Raw genomic sequence first — 15,742 nt, 5'->3', positions numbered from 1 at the left:
CGCCTCATTGTGGTTTCTTGATGGATTATTATGGCTTGCAATAATTCCGCTGATTGTAATTTTTGGCATACGATTATTAACATGCCACCCATAATTAATATAAGCAACACGACTCAATTCTAATGTATGGTCATGTTATTTGTATCAGCGCTTTTTAGTGGCTTTAAAAGCCGTGAGAGTTATACCAAGGTCTATGGCATACTGGTTTGTATGTTATGGATCATTCTAATTATTGTCATTGCGAGCTGCGTATTTTTGCCCGGCTTGTGGGTCAAGCACATCATGAGCAAGTTTCAACAACCCGCTGACCGCTACCGTCAGCAAGGTAGTGGTGGTGAACTTGCTCGTCACCTTTTGGATCGTTATGGTCTGAATGACGTCAAAGTTGAAGAGACGCTCGATGGCGATCATTATGATCCCACCGCTAAAACTGTTCGCCTAACGCCGGATAACTATTGCGGCCATTCCCTGACTGCAGTGACTGTTGCTGCCCACGAGGTTGGGCATGCTATACAAGATGCTCGCGGCGAATCTATGTTTATGATGCGACAAAAGCTTGCTAGCGCTGCGATGGTTGGTGAGCGTATTGCTGGCATAATGATGTTTGCTGCGCCAGTGGTCTTAATGCTCACCCGAATACCGCAGGCTGGTGCGTTGACCATGTTGATCGGGGTGCTGTCGATGGGGTTGAGCACCATTGTGCATTTGGTGACCTTGCCAGTGGAGCTGGACGCCAGTTATGGCAAGGCGCTGCCGATACTAAAAGAAGGCAATTACCTGCACGATGGTGACCTAATACATGCGGAGAAGATTCTCAAGGCGGCTGCGTTGACTTACGTGGCAGGCTCGCTGGCTAGTTTGCTCAATCTTGGTCGCTGGATAGCGGTGCTGCGTCGCTAATAGGTTTATTCAGGATGACAGAATAAATCGGGCTAGATAAGAGTAGTTCATGGGCTCTGACTCAACTTTTCAAGTGCCAGTCCCCACATACCACAAGTACTAACATGCCACCCATAATTAATATAAGTAACACGACTCAATTCTAATGTATGGCTTGATAGATTAACACGCGAATAACCAACCAAATTCAGCACTGATATACAAAAAAAGGGCCAGTTGGAATGGGTGGACATGTTATTTGCCATGTTATTTAGTACAGAACTGATGGTGTCTCTAGTTATCGAAAATCACATCATGCAACGTAGAGTCAATAATTAATAATCACTTGTTCAGTTGGTAAGTTTTTCCGGTACTCAATAATTTGGGCAATAATGTTACTAGCAACCATAATGATCATAATAACTATTTGAATTACGCTAAATGACTCATCCATCAAGGTAGCACCAAGAATCATCGCAAGAATAGGATTTAACGTTCCAAAAAAGCTTAGTTCATTGGTTGAGATCATCGGTATCGTATAGATATAAACACCGTAAGCCACTGATGTTAATCCCACAATTAACCAGATCATCGCAACCCACTGCTCGCCACTTGTTGGAATTGCAGTAACAAAGGATTGGCCGCTCAATGACATCTCCCAATAAGCCATCGGAATCAAGAGAAGGCCACCAAATATTAACTTCCAAGTTAGTAGCTTCCACCAATGTATGTTTTTCATAGCATGCTTTGCGACAACGCTCCCACCAATTAAAGCAGTCATAGCTCCAATTAAAAGCAATACTGCACTTAAACTTATTTGAACTGAACTAGTGACAAATAAATAAGCAGAGCAACTCACTAAAACCAATGCTGAAATCAACTGAATCATCGAAGGTTTAACTTGATGCAGTATTCCCATGACAGCTAACCCAACAACTGGTAAAGCGACCATACCAACACCAACCAACGAGCTAGGGATCTGCATTGCTGCTGAGAAAAGCAGACCAAAAAATAAAGCAATATTGAGAAACCCGATTAATAGTAAAGCTGGCAATTCAGAAAGCTTGGGGAGTGTGGGCTTAGCCAACAAAAGAAGCAGACCTGCTGGTAGTGCTCTCCATACTGATAAAGCAAACGGTGACCAACCAACAAACTCCGAAGACACGACTGCGTATGTTGTCCCCCAAAGAATTGGCGCTAATATTGCCAGAAAAATTTTCATATGACACTCTATTTATGTTTAATTAAACATACTTTACATAAACACAAATAAAAAGTAAAGTAAAGTTAATTTAAGCTGACTAATCAGTTATCGCTATATGCATCAAGAAATCATATCTAGTGTTAAACACCAATAAAATTAGGAAATAATATGAAAACGCTATCATTAGTTACAAATATAGTTGAGATAGGAATCAAAATGATTATCTTCCTTCTGATTGAAATTATATGTTGGGCTTATATGTTTATTCGAGTAACTGATCTGTTGGTGAAGATCATCATTTATGGTGTAAAATTGAATATTGCGAAGAGATTGCACAGAAAATTAGAACACTAATGTAAGGGTTTAATTTGAACATCAGCATTGAAGAAGTTACCGAACAATGGCTTTCAGTGGATAAGAAACTGAATAGAGACACAGTTGAACTTGCTACATTTTTTGTACGATTTGGATCTCTGCTATCTGACGTTAGAAATAACTTCTGTAAGGAGTATGGGCTTAACGTTTCTGAATTTGATGTTCTTGCTACACTTTTTCGCTCCAAAAGTCCATTTGAGCTGACAGCAAAGGAACTGAAAGAGCGCACTTTATTACCATCATCTGGTGCTTTATCCAACAGGATTGATCGACTGGATACGAAAGGTCTGGTGACAAGAAGACATGATTACGTAGATAAGAGGTCCGTAATTATCTCATTGACTAACGATGGTATTGAATTTATGTCTAATGCTAGTCCAAAATTTTTTGATGAAATTGGCAAACTGTTCAAAGGATTAAATGAGACACAAATATCCCAACTAAAACTGATATTTGATCAATTACTTCCTTAGGAGGACCATGTGTCTATCTAGATATATTAGTTTCGACTAGATCTGACACTTCACTTGAAAAGTGAGAGTTACCCGTTTTGATAGAAAGGTATCGAATCTTTAATCAAAACAAAAAAGGTAACTCTCATGTTGCATACTAACAACCCAATCATTAAACACCACCATTTAAACATGCCACCCATAATTAATATAAGTAACACGACTCAATTCTAATGTATGGCCATGTTATTGTTCTTGTGTAGTTAAAAAACACGATTCGTTGCGATAAACATCCTTGCCCTAAGCCCATTTTTCTTGCGTTAGATGTTGGTGTTGCTTTAAAGCCTAAAAGCTTAGAAACTCACAAATTGAAAGCCCCGATACTTAACGGTATCGGGGCTTGTTGTTTGGGTAATGAGTTTATTAAATCAATAAAAATCACTTCACGCTAAAGCCTTGTTTGTGCAGATATTGCTGCATAAATGGTCGTGATTCTTTACTTAATATTGTGGTGATTTGCTCTGACCAGGTCATTTGTTTGCTATTAGTGCTGCGACTGGCATAGTAATCCGTTATTTGCTTATCGTATTGTGCCAATTCGCTTTTATCTACCGCTTGATAGGTTTCTTGGTGGACAAGAATAGATTGTGGCAACCGAGGTTTGGTTTCAGGTTGCTGATCGGGGTATCCCAAGCAGAGGCCGAATAATGGCAACACATGCTCAGGCAGTGACAATAACTGCGTTAATTGCTCAGGATCGTTGCGGATCCCGCCAATAAATACCCCTCCTAAGCCTAATGATTCAGCGGCAATTAAGGCATTTTGTCCCATTAATCCGGTGTCTACTGCGCCAATGAGCGTTTGTTCACTATACCCAAGTTGTGCCGATGGGTGAATTTGCTGATGACGATTATAGTCTGCGCAAAACACTAAAAATTCAGCGGCGCTTGCGACGTAATGCTGGCCACCTGCCAGTGCTGCAATTTGTTGTCGGGTTTCAGGGTTGGTCACTCTAATGATACTGACGCATTGAATAAAGCTTGAACTCGATGCCGAGATGGCGCATTGCAGTATGTTGTCTAATGTCTTTGGGGTGATGTGTTGTGATGAGAATTTTCGAATGGAACGATGTGCAAGCAAGGTGTCTATTGTTGGGTTCATAAATAGCTCATGTAAAGGCTTTATCAATGCCATCAGATTATGCCCTCAATAGACTGGGTGCAAGTAATATCATGGCTTAGCTTGGCTGGGAAAATGGCGTTTTAGCCTAAGCGTTTATTGCATTTAGCAGTGTTGGTTTTGCTATGGAAGGCTGAAACTAAGCAAGCCAAAACCTAAACAAACCAAAATCTAAGCAAGGCAAGTTAAAGTGGTTAACATAGTGATGATTTACTTGTGCGGGGCAGAAGGGAAAAATGTCCTTTGGCATAATTTTACATATCCCCACTTGTTAACCGTGGGGATATGAGTCGCTTACTGGTTAAAAGGTAAAGCGGGTTTGAATTGCAGCGCCAAAGTTGTTGTTGTCGGCGTATCTTGCTGAAAGGTCAAAATGAAAGACATTAAAAGGCGAGAACCCAAAGCCTGCGGTGATGCTGTCGTCAGTATTATCGGTTAAGTCTTTTTGATAACCTGCGCGGAATTTAACCCAACTTTGCGGGAATAATTCAATGCCTACGGCGGCCATTTGGTGGTTATCATTTTCAGTGTCAAACGCATTGGTAGTGCCTGTGAGTGATTGATAACCTTCAGATTCATTCAGCTGCACGTCAATTGCTGCCACAATAAAGTCATTGTGATAGTTAGCACTCACCGTGTAAGTTGGGTTTATTTGGTATTGTGCTTGTACGCCGTTAATCAGTTGGGTGTTGTAGCGGTTACTGATTAAGTTTTTACCTACAAAACCAATGCCATAACCACCTTGGTGTTGGTAAGCAAAACCCACATCCACATTCATATTGCTGTCGTCTGATTGATATTTGTCATCATCCCAATCATCAAACTGGTAGTTTTCAATATCACTAATGTAATTAATGGTTTGTACATTTTGATATTTAGGTGACACGCCGTAAAAAATTTCGGCATTAGCTAACTTATATGACTTGGCTAGACTGACCCCAAACTCTGAAATAACCACACCCATTGTTAATGCTTGTGAGCTGAGGTCTTGATTGATGATGTTATTAATATCAAGGTCGTCATCAGCAATATCTGCAAAGACAAATCCGTCAGCATAACCTTGAACAAATATATTTATCGCGAGGGTATGATTAGGAATGGCCACCGCAAACTGAGTGCCAGCTTTTACTTGGGCGGAGTTGCCTTGGATTAACGTTAATTGATCGATAATCAGTTGGGCATCAGCCGCTGTTGGCTGTGATATTTGCTTAAACTCATCATATATATCTGAAAAATCTTCAACATGTTTAATCAGATCTTCAGGATCGTTGGCATCAACCCCGATAGATGGAAATAACAATCCAACGCCATCGTCTTGATTAAACCGCGCCACTAATGCGGGGTTGTGAAACGATGCCGATAAGTAATTTGCGCTGCTGACACCAACACCACCCATGGCAAAAGCACGGCTATCAAACGCGGTTGCGTTAGCCTGAGCAGAGACAGCCAAAACAGATGAAATACAAAGGGGTAACGCCATTAAAGTGCGTGTTGTGTTGCGATTAAGCATGGTGGCTCCGTAAGGTTGTTAGCAATATTATTTTAATGTTTATAACAAGTTATTCGCGTTAGTTTAAATGAATCATGCGGGTAAAACAGTGCAAAACTCAATGAAGATTGTGAGACTTTGTAACGCAATAAGAATGCGGTGAAGCAACGCTTTGCTATTTGAAGTCCTTGTGGTCGTTGAGCCTAAATACCCCACAAGTAATTACTGACTCATAAAGGCTAAAACCAATTTGTTAATGTTGTTTTTGGCCCGTTTTTTCTTGTCAGACCTTCATGTGTATAGACCTTTTTTACTCGCTTGGTCGTTAAACATGTTGGTGCTGATACCAACATGCCGGTGATAACACGGCTTGGTAATAACCCATTGTTGATAAATGTGGGTTATTACCTAGCTGACGTTGACCTAGGCTGCAGTGATACGCGGGCGAAATTAAACGCCAGTTACGATAATACCTGTGTTTTTTTGACTTAGGTAAAGTGAAATATGAGAGAATTATGGCGTGATGAGCCGCGTTTTTATACTTTATTTTCCTTGATGGTAAAAAGTGTGGAGATGTTGTTTTAAAAGGGCGGGTATGTGCAGTGAGGGGGGAGTGAAATAGGGCGCTCGAATGAGCGTTTTGGTTCATTGCCGCTTAAAAAGTGTCTTGTTGATAGTGGTAAAATACCGTTTAGAAACGCTATTTTACCAACAGGTTAGTTTATGCCGCGACGATTAAATCTTTGTCGCTTTTGACACCCAAAAATCATGTTGATTACAAAAACTGGTTGCAAACAAGGTTTTATTTTTTGTCTCAACGGTATAGGTAGAGATGGCTGCTTTGTCAGTTGAAGCAAATAGGTGTTCACCTAATACTTCTCCATCTTCAGTCACTAAAGTATGTTTGACAATATAGTGCTCTGCTGACATCGGATGAAAAGTTTGCACGGTAACTTGATTACCTTTTACTGTAATCGTTGGTACATGGCCTTTTTCTTTTCCTGCCCATTTACCGGTTTTTTCGGTTGAATAAACAATGCCGTTAGGTAATGAGTTTGTCGCTGCAAGTGATGGTGTTGAAATAGCAAGTGCTGCGCCACCTGATACAAATAATGAGCTTTTTAAAAAGTGTCTTCTATTTTGCATTTTGTATGTACTCTAAAAATATAAGTGAAAATGACATTAATCGTTATTGCTATGACCTTGCAAGTTAAACTTTGTTTTTGAATTTATAATGTAAATATTATATTTGTAGCGTCTATTTAATTACTTGAAGTTCACATTATTTAAACATGTTTAATATGCGTTTAAATGTAGGTTGTTTGTTGATTTTGATATTAAAGGTGAGTATTTTTTATTGATTAATTAAAAAAATTACTTAATTAAAACGCTTGAGTTTTAAACTATTCTTATAATTTTACTTGGCAGCTTAAATAATAGCGTGCGCTTGTGATAACTGAAATGACTCATATATTATCAATGGATAGAGAATATTTAGAGATAAATGAATGTCGACTCAGCAAACTTGTCACCGTAAGCCGCTTATTACCATCGCCACAAAAAATGGTAAGCAGGGTGATAATAAAAATTACCAAATACCTGAAATAGATAAGACGACAGAAAATGGTTGTCACATTTTTGAGCCTGTTAATTATACTGGCAAAGTGTTTCGTGATATTGCTCAGTTTGCTGACAATTTAGCGGATTACGGTGTCGAGCAGTACGATAGAACATTGGCCTTGGTGATGGATAAAACCATTGCTCAATTGCAGCAGTTGATGAATGAAAAGCAATTAACCTCGCTTGAATTAGTGAAATGCTATTTATACCGTGCTCGGTTATATGACGTTGATGGGCTAAATTCGATTATTGAGTTCAACCCCGATATCATCACTGATGCCATTGCAGCAGATACTCAACGTGAACAACACGGACAAGCAGGGTTGTCATTATTAGGCATCCCCGTTGGTTTAAAAGACAATGTTGCCACGGCAGATAAACTGCATACAGCAACAGGGTCAGCGGCTATGTTGGCGTGGGAGCCGTCTCGCGATGCCTTTTTAGTTCAGCAATTACGTGTCCAAGGCGCATTGATTTTCGGAAAGTTAAATCAAGGTGAGTGGGCTAACTTTACCGATTGGCGTGCTCCTAATGGTTTTTCAAATAATGGTGGTCAAACGTATAATCCATATGGGTTGTACACGACTTGGGGCTCAAGTTCAGGCTCAGCCGTGGCTGTTGCTGCCGATTTAATGCCAATTGCCATAGGTTCTGAAACTTCAGGTTCAGTATTAGCACCTGCATTTGTCAACGGGGTAATTGGCTTAAAATCAACCCGAGGATTGATTAGCCGAGACTATGTTATTCCTTTAGATGTCGCACAAGATTCGATGGGGATTATGGGGCAAACCATTGATGATGTCGCTACGACAATGACAATTGTTGCTGCTATTGATGACAATGACCCTTATGGCGCTTCTTGCTGTGCTGCTGCGGGGTGGAATTATCAGGCAGGGTTAACGCTTGCTGCTCGCCAAAGCCTCGTTGTGGGTGTCGAAGCGGATAGCTCAGAAACTCATGATAATGTTCATGGCGCAAACCATACTGGCCAAGCTCAATTATCACCATCTCCTATGCAGCAAGCGCTATTTGACGCACTTAAAAAAGGGGGCGTTCAAGTTAAGTTTGTCGCCAAATTCAATAGCGTATTTGGTGATCATATCGCTGATAATTATTTTAAAGCACCGAATGATTTGCTGACAATTTTACCGCCAGGATTTAGAGATTCAGTGAATGATTTCTTAAAGACGTTAGGTGAAGAAGCCCCTTTTGCCAATCTCGATGAAATTATTGCTTTTAACGAAGCCGATCCCACTGCGCGAATGGTGTTTGGCCATAAGTGGTTATTAGATTCTGTTGCGGATACGCACACACGTGAACAAAGTAATGAGATACATGCCTTTAGAGAAAAAGTGTCACGTGAGATATTTAAAAAATTCTTTATAGAGCAACAAATTAGTGTACTGGCAACTGAAAATATATACGATGATTTGTATTCGCCAGCAGGATATCCCGCGTTAACGGTGCCATTTGGCCGACGCGAAACCACAGATGAAATGAATGGCATGCCTATTGGTATTTCGTTTATGGGCGAACATCTTAGTGATGGCGCATTACTCACTGCAGGTAAAGCATTAGAGTTGGGCGTAAAAGGGACGAAGTACCAGTTACAAAAACCTAATATCGAAGCGCGTTTATCTTATTTAACAAGCCAATCATCACAGGCTTAGTGCTTAGTGGCGATGCCAGTCTCTATATTGGTTTTTAATGCTTTAGCATTCATCATTGGCTGTATTGGAATTAACTCATTTGTTGCAAAAATAAGGTGTTGCTCGTTCACTTAATGCATCAATAGCGTACCTGCTGAAAAGGTAATTCATTGTGCGGTTATTAATGCAACGCGAACGCAGCACTTTATTTGTGGGTTAACTTGAGGTTAACCCATTAAGGTTAAGTGCTTGCTTGCTTTTCTGCAGATTTAAGCAAGGTGACTATCTGTGTATTTAACATCTGAATTTGCATATCAATTTGTTTACGTTGCTCTTGTGCTTCATCAGATTTGTCATTAGCTAAAGTTTGACGTTGTTTTTGTAATTCTTTTATTTGCTCTTTCAATTCATCAATTTTTTTCTCGGTGTCAGAGCGTTTATCGGTATTTGCAGCCGCGGAAACCATACCACCTTGCGCTTTCGCGCCTTCATTGTTTTTGTGCATTGTTGCCCCAAGTTCAGACGACAGCTTGCTTTTTGCATCATCAGAAATTGATACCGAACTTGATTCCGTGTTCGGTCCATCAGCTGGCGCTGAGCTTGGTGAATCCTTTTTCGCACTAATGTGTGCCGTTTGGATGTTTGGTTGAGTCGAGCCGACTGAGCGTACACCTGAAATATTCATGACGATGGCCTAAAAGTTGAGAAGTAAAAGGTTATCGGCTTTTTGAAGCGCAACTTTAGTGAGAGCCTAAATTAGCCGCGGTTTCATACGTCCCTACGTAACTTAAATGATGAGTATTAACTCAATAACTTATTCAGACTTAAGGATAATAGGGATTAAAAATAACCTTGAATTAATTATTTTTAATCATTATAGATGATCGACTTAATTCGGTTTGAGATATCCCCCTTTGGCTTATGATGATTTTCAATAGCTTAGTGGGAGAGGTAATAATATAAATAAGTAAATGCTAATGAATTTATTATTAGCAAACCCATGCAATAACCTTAATCAAAGTAATGTTTTTATTCGACTTTTTTGATTTATTTGTAGATGCAATCCGTCAATCAATCAAGTGTCATTTTGTTAATTTAGTGTTGATGATATAAGTAAGAATGAATAATAAATTGTCATCAAGCTTGATTGTTATTGCTACTATTGGAGTGTTATTTGGCTGTTCGGATGACAATAATACTCAAGCTGCTCCCATTGACGTTATCCCGCCTGTTGAAGATGCTGGTGACGATTTCTTACTAACGTTTGCCGCTGACAATTTAATTAAAAAGGCATGAAATGATTCATGCCTTTTTAATATCTAACTCAGATAAGTTGACTATCATTATGGTAATTTTATTGCTTAAGAGGGACCTATGAACGAAGACATTAACACTTCAAATCCAACTAAACGTAAGTTGTGGGTGATGATGGCTGTGGGCGTGAGTATTGCTGTGTTGCTCAGTGTGCTATTTGGCATGTTGCCAAAAGGCTTTAAAACTACCCACGAACAAATTGGTAATGGCAAACCGGCTGTGGTGTTTGTTTATGATCCCGGTTTAGCAATTAGTAATCCGCAAACGGAGCAAATGAACCAAGCCCGTGAAACACTGGGTAATAATGCTCACTTTTTATTAGCACGTGAAGGCACACCAGAGGGCGATCAGTTTTTAGCAAAACATCGAGCGCAATCTGCTGAAATATTTGTATTTTCGGCGGCAGGTGAGTTGATTAAACGCCAATATGCCGTTGCGGGTGCCAATGAATTAGTGCAGTTATTAATGAACTAGATTAGCCAGTTAAGCTTAACCAGTTAAAACTTAATTGCGCGGTAGTTTAGCGTAATTGCTGGTGTAATATTGCAGTTAACGGCTCGTATAATGGTGATGGGTAAGTTGTATTCATCACCATGATAACTTTTCCAATAAGCGCGATTTTGGTCTCACTTCTTAACTCTCACGTCATCTTAATTATTTCAAATGTCATCACTACTATCGCTATTGCCAGCCTTGCTAACATGACACCGGTTATTATCAACAGGTGACTAAATTAATAAGCGCATAAGTTGATAATTGCGTGGGAATTAAGGCTGTTGTGTGGCTTGGGTAACACCAGCAGACGTCACGGCATGGTTGCCCAATAGTTGCTGGCTTTTAATATGCGCCAGTGCACTTGAAGCATTAATGCAATTACTGGTAATACTGCGCTCGGTACTTATTTTGCACCATTGTACTTTTACTTTGGCCTCAGCGATATTCGCTTTAAAGTACGCCACCGATTTTACTTCTTGTTTAGTGCAGGCCATTGTCATCATTAACAGGCTGAGTATGAGAGAGAGGGTTTTCAAATCAAACATCCTTGTGCTTTTTACTTGCGGTATTAATTGGTTTTAAATGCACCAACAATAAAAGCTAAATTAAATTTATCTTAAGTAATCAGTTAATTATAAATTGTTATTTAAAATCATGCCCATAGACAAAAGTCTGACATTTTAACTTTTACGCACTTTTCACTCTGTTTTATGGATAATTTTAACGGCAGTTGTTTAATACAATGACGCGGCTAACTTTTCGACGATAAAATCAATAAAGCATTTGAGTTTTAATGACCCCTGATACGGCTGATAAAAAACCGCATTAATGGGCTGGTATTGGCTAAGTGTCGCGTCGACTAAAACAGGTGTTAACGCTTGGTTTTTGATGTCGCTAGCGGTCATAAAGTCAGCTAAACACACAATACCTAAGCCATTTAATGCTGCTTGGCGGATCAATGAGCCGCTTTCCATGCTTAATTGCGGTTTAATTGCGAATGAATTGCCACGGGCACTTTTAAGTGGCCATTGGTTAAGGCTAATGGGTTGTGAAAACCCAATACAACGATGCTGAGTCAGTTCGTCAACGTGTTGCGGCTGTCCGTGCTGTTTAAGGTATTCAGGGCTGGCCAAAATACGCAGTGGCGAGCGGCCAATTTTACGGTAATGCAAACTGGAATCTTGCAATTGACCAATTCGAAAGGCCACATCAACTTGTTGTTCAATTAAGTCTATTTGGCGATCAAAGCTGGCAAGCTCTATGTCTATTTTAGGGTAAAGTGCCATAAATTCATCAATAAACGGCATAATGCAATGTTCAATGAATGGCGTGGGGGCATCAATTTTTATTTTACCTTGAGGCTGTGCATTCGGCGCGCTGTCGTGCATGTTTTCTAGTACTGCTAATATGTGCTGAGCTTGTTCAGTAATGCGTTTGCCGTCATCGGTAAGGCTTATTCTCCGCGTGGTGCGGGTAAATAAACTCACGTTTAATTGTGCTTCTAACTGGCTTATTTTTCGACTGATTGCCGATGGAGTTTGGCCTAATAATTCCGCCGTTTTACTGAAGCTGCCACTGTGATTTACCGAAACCAATACGTGGAGCTGCTCAATTGTTATCTTCATTTTAATTTCCACTATAGTGTTATGTTGCATCAGCATTGTTATTACTTGTGAATTTATAGCACAAGTAATATTCCATTATTGATATTTATGGCTAAGTTTAATGGCGCTAAACTAGCTTCAACTTAATGAGAGGGCACAACACATGAATTTACATCTATCGAATAAACTTGCGTTAGTAACAGCATCAACGGGTGGTATTGGGCTTGCAATTGCAACTTCATTAGCTGCTGAAGGCGCTGAAGTGATTGTTAATGGCCGCTCAAGTCAAAGTGTTGAACAAGCGATGAATACCATTAAAGCCACTGTGCCTAATGCAACGCTGCACAGCTTAGTTGCTGACAATGCAACGGCTGAAGGTAATGCAGCTACGGTAGCTGCTTACCCAAGTGTCGACATTTTAATTAATAACTTAGGCATTTATGAGTCGGTTGAGTTTTTACAATCAACGGATGAGCAATGGCAGAATATTCTTGAAGTTAACGTAATGAGTGGTGTGCGTTTATCGCGTCATTATTTAGGTAGTATGTTAAAACAAGACAGTGGCCGGATTATCTTTATTTCAAGTGAGTCAGCAGTTAACCCTGCACCTGAAATGGCCCATTATAGCGCCACCAAAACGATGCAAATGACCTTGTCACGCAGCATGGCTGAACTCACTAAAGGCACCCAAGTAACAGTGAATACGGTTATGCCGGGTTCAACCCGTACTGAGGGCGTACAAAAATTTGTGCAAAACCTGTTCCCTGAATTGGAATACGCTGAAGCTGAACGTAAATTTATGGCCGACAACCGTGCAACTTCATTAATTGCACGTTTAATTGACCCACAAGAAATTGCTGATTTCACCACCTTCTTAAGTAGCCCATTGTCGGCTGCAATGAATGGCGCTGCAGTGCGTGTTGACGGCGGGATTGTGCGCTCAGTTTTCTAAAGGTTACTCATCTATCCCCATAAAAAAGCCATGCTGGTATTAATGTCAGCATGGCTTTTTTGTGGATATATTTTAGTGCGAATTTAACCTAAATAACCTTGAGTTAAGGCAGTGATTGTTGTCCGATTTTATTAACCCCCGCTGCAATATTTATCCATAAGATAATGCCTTAGAAGCTAAAGCGTGTTTCATGTGCTAACGAGCAACGAGTTTTGATAAAGGATCGCAGTTAAATAACTCGCTGAGTAAGCAATAAACTATAAACTGCTAAATATAATAATGCCCAATAGATATTGGGCATTATGGAGAGGATGATGAGTGATGTTTTTGGGGTTACTGGTTTAGCTCAAGGTTGTAGAAGGTTGCTTGGGCATAATCGCCAGCTTCCATACCACGCCATTGACAGTTTGAGCTGCTAGCTTTGGTATTACATTGGTTATAAACACCGGCTTTGAAGAACATCCAGTCGTTACCATAACCTTGGTCAACGTCATTACCTTTGTAGTCGCCTTTGTTTAGGTCAACATCAAATGTTTTAACGATTTGGTTTTTCTCACCAGGATTCTTGGTGAAAATAAGGTGCATGATGTCACCTTTAACGTCTACTTCGTAAGAGAAGATTTCACCTAAACGAATACCGTCTTGAGGATCTTGACTGCCTTCGCGTAAGTTGTAGCTGCCAAATACGTTATGACGAATATCTTTACGTAATTTTTTACCGTTTTTGTCACGTGCGTTTTGTAACTCAGGTACTGGGTTTAATTCATAGTTCCATGACAGTGAACCAAACTCATGACCAGGTAGTTTACGGTAAGAAATTTTTAATGGTTCATTGTCAGAACCATGGATTTGACCGATAACCACAGCAAAGGCGTTATTTTTACGGTATTCACCGCTGACACTGACTTGATCGACAGATAACGTTGCTTTTAATTGGCCGCCAATAGCGCCGTAATTTTTTGCATCTGGGTGCGAGGCCACAACAAAGTTATTGCGTGGATCTTTGTAGTCTTGTGCCAACATTGCACGTAGTTCACTACGGGTATTTTTGCTGTTTGGTGTTGTTGGGGCTTCGTTAGGTGCAACAAATACTAAGCCACCAGTGGCTTTGTCGGTATAAAACCATTGCGGGTGAGAATAAGGTGTTTGAGTATCACCTAATTGATTTTTGGCAATTTCTAATGCTTTGCCTTTACGTGAACCTTCTTTAGTCAGTTCAGGTAAGGTAATCTTCCAATTAGTCAGATCAAAATTTTGTGCTGGGGCTTTAGTCGCATCTAAATTGTACTTGGTATAGTCGTAATTAAAGACGTGTTTTACTTTAGGTGCTGGAGCCGTTGTTGAACAACCTGCAATGATGCCAAGCGCTAACAAACTAAGATGGATTTTCTTCATTTTTTGTCCCTTTCCCACAATATTTATTTCACGTTGTGTTTACATGTGCCGTTTACACTGATACTACAATACTATTGTATTACAATAGTGTGATCAAGATTAAGAATTAGACGATAGCTAGTGGAGTAAGTGCACGAAAATAGACAGATGTATATCGTGATATGCCAATTTTAAAGCCAGCCTATATTGAAGCTAATTAACTTGCGCTTCGCGAATCAGATATAAAAACACCCCAAGCAAGATTAATTGTTTGGGGTGTGATAAATGCATCACTTAGCGGGGATATCGCGACACGCATGCCGTGAGTCATGATCCCTTGGCTTATTTACATACAAAGATTACTTTTTAAGTTGTGCTTGCGCGGCTTCAACTTTGGTAAAGTCTAAGCCTAACTCTTCAACGGCTTCTTTAATTAATGCAGGGTTTTGCATCACTAACCCCATTAATTGTTGCAGTTTTTCTGGTGGAATACCTAATTGGCCGATGATGCTCATCGCCATCATTGGGTTTTGAGTTAAGGCTTGAAAAACGTCATTGATTTGGGCATCTGTGACATTGTGTTCTTTTAAGATGGCAATAATCGGATTCATTGCATTTCCTAGCATGAGTTAATTGGAAGTCGCGCTATTTTACACCTATATCCCAGCGATAGGGAAAACTTAAATCTATGCCTCGCTGAGTGGGGAAGACAAAGGTGATGTTGTAACCCTCCCTTAAAATCAGAATGTGTTAAATAGCGTTTTCCATTTACACTAAACCAAATGGAAAATTACATGAAAAAGACACGTTTTACTGAAAGCCAAATTATCAATATCCTCAAATAAAACGAGTCTTTTATTATCAACTCAAACGTATCGATGATAATGACATCATTGAAGCAGTATCTGACATTGCTTAAAACATAAGGCTTATGGTTTTCTCAAAACATTAAAACGACTACGGCTTCTAGGGCATAAATGGAACCAAAAACGAGTGTACCGTGTTGATTGTGGTTTGAAACTTAACTTACGACGTAAAAAGTGTTTACTTACTCTAGAGCCTGAGCCGCTATCACATGGATCAATGAATGATTGACCGCCCAAATTGTATGAGCGTTTAAATGAGGAAAACGCTCTTAAAATATGATCGATATAAG

General features: G+C 39.9%; 15 protein-coding genes and 1 pseudogene. 7 read left to right on the top strand and 9 right to left on the bottom strand.

The annotated features are described in order from the left end of the window. Positions 1 to 132: 132 nt before the first annotated feature. Positions 133 to 900, top strand: coding sequence for a zinc metallopeptidase (locus G3R48_RS10745; protein WP_228497464.1), 768 nt, complete (start codon positions 133 to 135; stop codon positions 898 to 900). Positions 901 to 1,207: 307 nt separating this feature from the next. Here the strand turns inward: G3R48_RS10745 and G3R48_RS10740 are convergent, their stop codons facing one another. After that, a complete protein-coding gene (locus G3R48_RS10740; protein WP_153664941.1) occupies positions 1,208 to 2,101 on the bottom strand; it encodes a DMT family transporter in 894 nt (297 codons plus the stop codon). 350 nt (positions 2,102 to 2,451) lie between these two features. Here G3R48_RS10740 and G3R48_RS10735 point away from each other — a divergent pair, with 350 nt between their 5' ends. Next, on the top strand, positions 2,452 to 2,931 hold the full coding sequence (locus G3R48_RS10735; RefSeq protein WP_153664939.1) for a MarR family winged helix-turn-helix transcriptional regulator: 480 nt from the start codon (positions 2,452 to 2,454) through the stop codon (positions 2,929 to 2,931). 417 nt (positions 2,932 to 3,348) lie between these two features. Here the strand turns inward: G3R48_RS10735 and nfsA are convergent, their stop codons facing one another. From nfsA to G3R48_RS10720, 3 genes are all read right to left on the bottom strand, one after another. Continuing rightward, positions 3,349 to 4,071, bottom strand: coding sequence for an oxygen-insensitive NADPH nitroreductase (gene nfsA / locus G3R48_RS10730; RefSeq protein ID WP_153664937.1), 723 nt, complete (start codon positions 4,069 to 4,071; stop codon positions 3,349 to 3,351). Positions 4,072 to 4,390: 319 nt separating this feature from the next. Beyond that, complete coding sequence (locus G3R48_RS10725; protein ID WP_153664935.1) at positions 4,391 to 5,599, bottom strand: conjugal transfer protein TraF; 1,209 nt, start codon at positions 5,597 to 5,599, stop codon at positions 4,391 to 4,393. A 714-nt stretch (positions 5,600 to 6,313) separates the two neighbouring features. Continuing rightward, positions 6,314 to 6,724 (bottom strand): desulfoferrodoxin family protein, encoded by a 411-nt coding sequence (locus G3R48_RS10720; protein ID WP_153664933.1) that lies wholly within the window; start codon positions 6,722 to 6,724, stop codon positions 6,314 to 6,316. 362 nt (positions 6,725 to 7,086) lie between these two features. On the opposite strand from G3R48_RS10720, the gene G3R48_RS10715 reads away from it, so the two are divergent. After that, complete coding sequence (locus G3R48_RS10715; RefSeq protein ID WP_153664931.1) at positions 7,087 to 8,868, top strand: amidase family protein; 1,782 nt, start codon at positions 7,087 to 7,089, stop codon at positions 8,866 to 8,868. A gap of 220 nt (positions 8,869 to 9,088) precedes the next feature. On the opposite strand, the gene G3R48_RS10710 is transcribed toward G3R48_RS10715, so the two are convergent. Then, positions 9,089 to 9,532, bottom strand: a complete 444-nt coding sequence (locus G3R48_RS10710; RefSeq protein WP_153664929.1) for a FlxA-like family protein — start codon at positions 9,530 to 9,532, stop codon at positions 9,089 to 9,091. A 434-nt stretch (positions 9,533 to 9,966) separates the two neighbouring features. On the opposite strand from G3R48_RS10710, the gene G3R48_RS10705 reads away from it, so the two are divergent. Both G3R48_RS10705 and G3R48_RS10700 read left to right on the top strand, forming a co-directional pair. After that, positions 9,967 to 10,143, top strand: coding sequence for a hypothetical protein (locus tag G3R48_RS10705; protein ID WP_153664927.1), 177 nt, complete (start codon positions 9,967 to 9,969; stop codon positions 10,141 to 10,143). Between the two features lie 78 nt (positions 10,144 to 10,221). Then, positions 10,222 to 10,635 carry a hypothetical protein gene (locus tag G3R48_RS10700; protein WP_153664925.1) on the top strand — a complete coding sequence of 138 codons (414 nt, stop codon included), beginning with the start codon at positions 10,222 to 10,224 and terminating at the stop codon, positions 10,633 to 10,635. Positions 10,636 to 10,928: 293 nt separating this feature from the next. On the opposite strand, the gene G3R48_RS10695 is transcribed toward G3R48_RS10700, so the two are convergent. Further along, the gene (locus G3R48_RS10695; protein ID WP_194823902.1) at positions 10,929 to 11,192 is read right to left on the bottom strand and encodes an EexN family lipoprotein; all 264 of its coding nucleotides are present in this window, start codon (positions 11,190 to 11,192) and stop codon (positions 10,929 to 10,931) included. A 198-nt stretch (positions 11,193 to 11,390) separates the two neighbouring features. Continuing rightward, positions 11,391 to 12,281 carry a LysR family transcriptional regulator gene (locus tag G3R48_RS10690; RefSeq protein ID WP_194823901.1) on the bottom strand — a complete coding sequence of 297 codons (891 nt, stop codon included), beginning with the start codon at positions 12,279 to 12,281 and terminating at the stop codon, positions 11,391 to 11,393. 142 nt (positions 12,282 to 12,423) lie between these two features. On the opposite strand from G3R48_RS10690, the gene G3R48_RS10685 reads away from it, so the two are divergent. Further along, on the top strand, positions 12,424 to 13,212 hold the full coding sequence (locus tag G3R48_RS10685) for an SDR family NAD(P)-dependent oxidoreductase (protein ID WP_153664919.1): 789 nt from the start codon (positions 12,424 to 12,426) through the stop codon (positions 13,210 to 13,212). A gap of 333 nt (positions 13,213 to 13,545) precedes the next feature. On the opposite strand, the gene G3R48_RS10680 is transcribed toward G3R48_RS10685, so the two are convergent. Continuing rightward, a complete protein-coding gene (locus tag G3R48_RS10680; protein ID WP_153664917.1) occupies positions 13,546 to 14,607 on the bottom strand; it encodes a polysaccharide lyase family 7 protein in 1,062 nt (353 codons plus the stop codon). 338 nt (positions 14,608 to 14,945) lie between these two features. Beyond that, complete coding sequence (locus G3R48_RS10675; RefSeq protein WP_153664915.1) at positions 14,946 to 15,197, bottom strand: DUF2999 family protein; 252 nt, start codon at positions 15,195 to 15,197, stop codon at positions 14,946 to 14,948. Positions 15,198 to 15,504: 307 nt separating this feature from the next. Here G3R48_RS10675 and G3R48_RS17260 point away from each other — a divergent pair. Next, positions 15,505 to 15,660 (top strand): annotated as a pseudogene (locus G3R48_RS17260) (IS3 family transposase); the annotation flags it as partial. Positions 15,661 to 15,742: the final 82 nt, after the last annotated feature.

This window comes from Shewanella intestini (genome assembly GCF_018221465.1).
GTDB lineage: Bacteria > Pseudomonadota > Gammaproteobacteria > Enterobacterales > Shewanellaceae > Shewanella > Shewanella intestini.
Note: the sequence above shows the minus strand (reverse complement) of the source record. Positions and strands in the feature narration are given on the sequence as shown.

Excerpts from the sequence above, each read along its gene's own strand:
- G3R48_RS10675 (WP_153664915.1), bottom strand. The coding sequence starts at position 15,197 with ATGAATCCGATTATTGCCATCTTAAAAGAACACAATGTCACAGATGCC.
- G3R48_RS10680 (WP_153664917.1), bottom strand. The coding sequence starts at position 14,607 with ATGAAGAAAATCCATCTTAGTTTGTTAGCGCTTGGCATCATTGCAGGT.
- G3R48_RS10740 (WP_153664941.1), bottom strand. The coding sequence starts at position 2,101 with ATGAAAATTTTTCTGGCAATATTAGCGCCAATTCTTTGGGGGACAACA.
- G3R48_RS10705 (WP_153664927.1), top strand. The coding sequence starts at position 9,967 with ATGAATAATAAATTGTCATCAAGCTTGATTGTTATTGCTACTATTGGA.
- nfsA (WP_153664937.1), bottom strand. The coding sequence starts at position 4,071 with ATGAACCCAACAATAGACACCTTGCTTGCACATCGTTCCATTCGAAAA.
- G3R48_RS10725 (WP_153664935.1), bottom strand. The coding sequence starts at position 5,599 with ATGCTTAATCGCAACACAACACGCACTTTAATGGCGTTACCCCTTTGT.
- G3R48_RS10700 (WP_153664925.1), top strand. The coding sequence starts at position 10,222 with ATGAACGAAGACATTAACACTTCAAATCCAACTAAACGTAAGTTGTGG.
- G3R48_RS10720 (WP_153664933.1), bottom strand. The coding sequence starts at position 6,724 with ATGCAAAATAGAAGACACTTTTTAAAAAGCTCATTATTTGTATCAGGT.
- G3R48_RS10710 (WP_153664929.1), bottom strand. The coding sequence starts at position 9,532 with ATGAATATTTCAGGTGTACGCTCAGTCGGCTCGACTCAACCAAACATC.
- G3R48_RS10685 (WP_153664919.1), top strand. The coding sequence starts at position 12,424 with ATGAATTTACATCTATCGAATAAACTTGCGTTAGTAACAGCATCAACG.
- G3R48_RS10690 (WP_194823901.1), bottom strand. The coding sequence starts at position 12,281 with ATGAAGATAACAATTGAGCAGCTCCACGTATTGGTTTCGGTAAATCAC.
- G3R48_RS10715 (WP_153664931.1), top strand. The coding sequence starts at position 7,087 with ATGTCGACTCAGCAAACTTGTCACCGTAAGCCGCTTATTACCATCGCC.
- G3R48_RS10745 (WP_228497464.1), top strand. The coding sequence starts at position 133 with ATGTTATTTGTATCAGCGCTTTTTAGTGGCTTTAAAAGCCGTGAGAGT.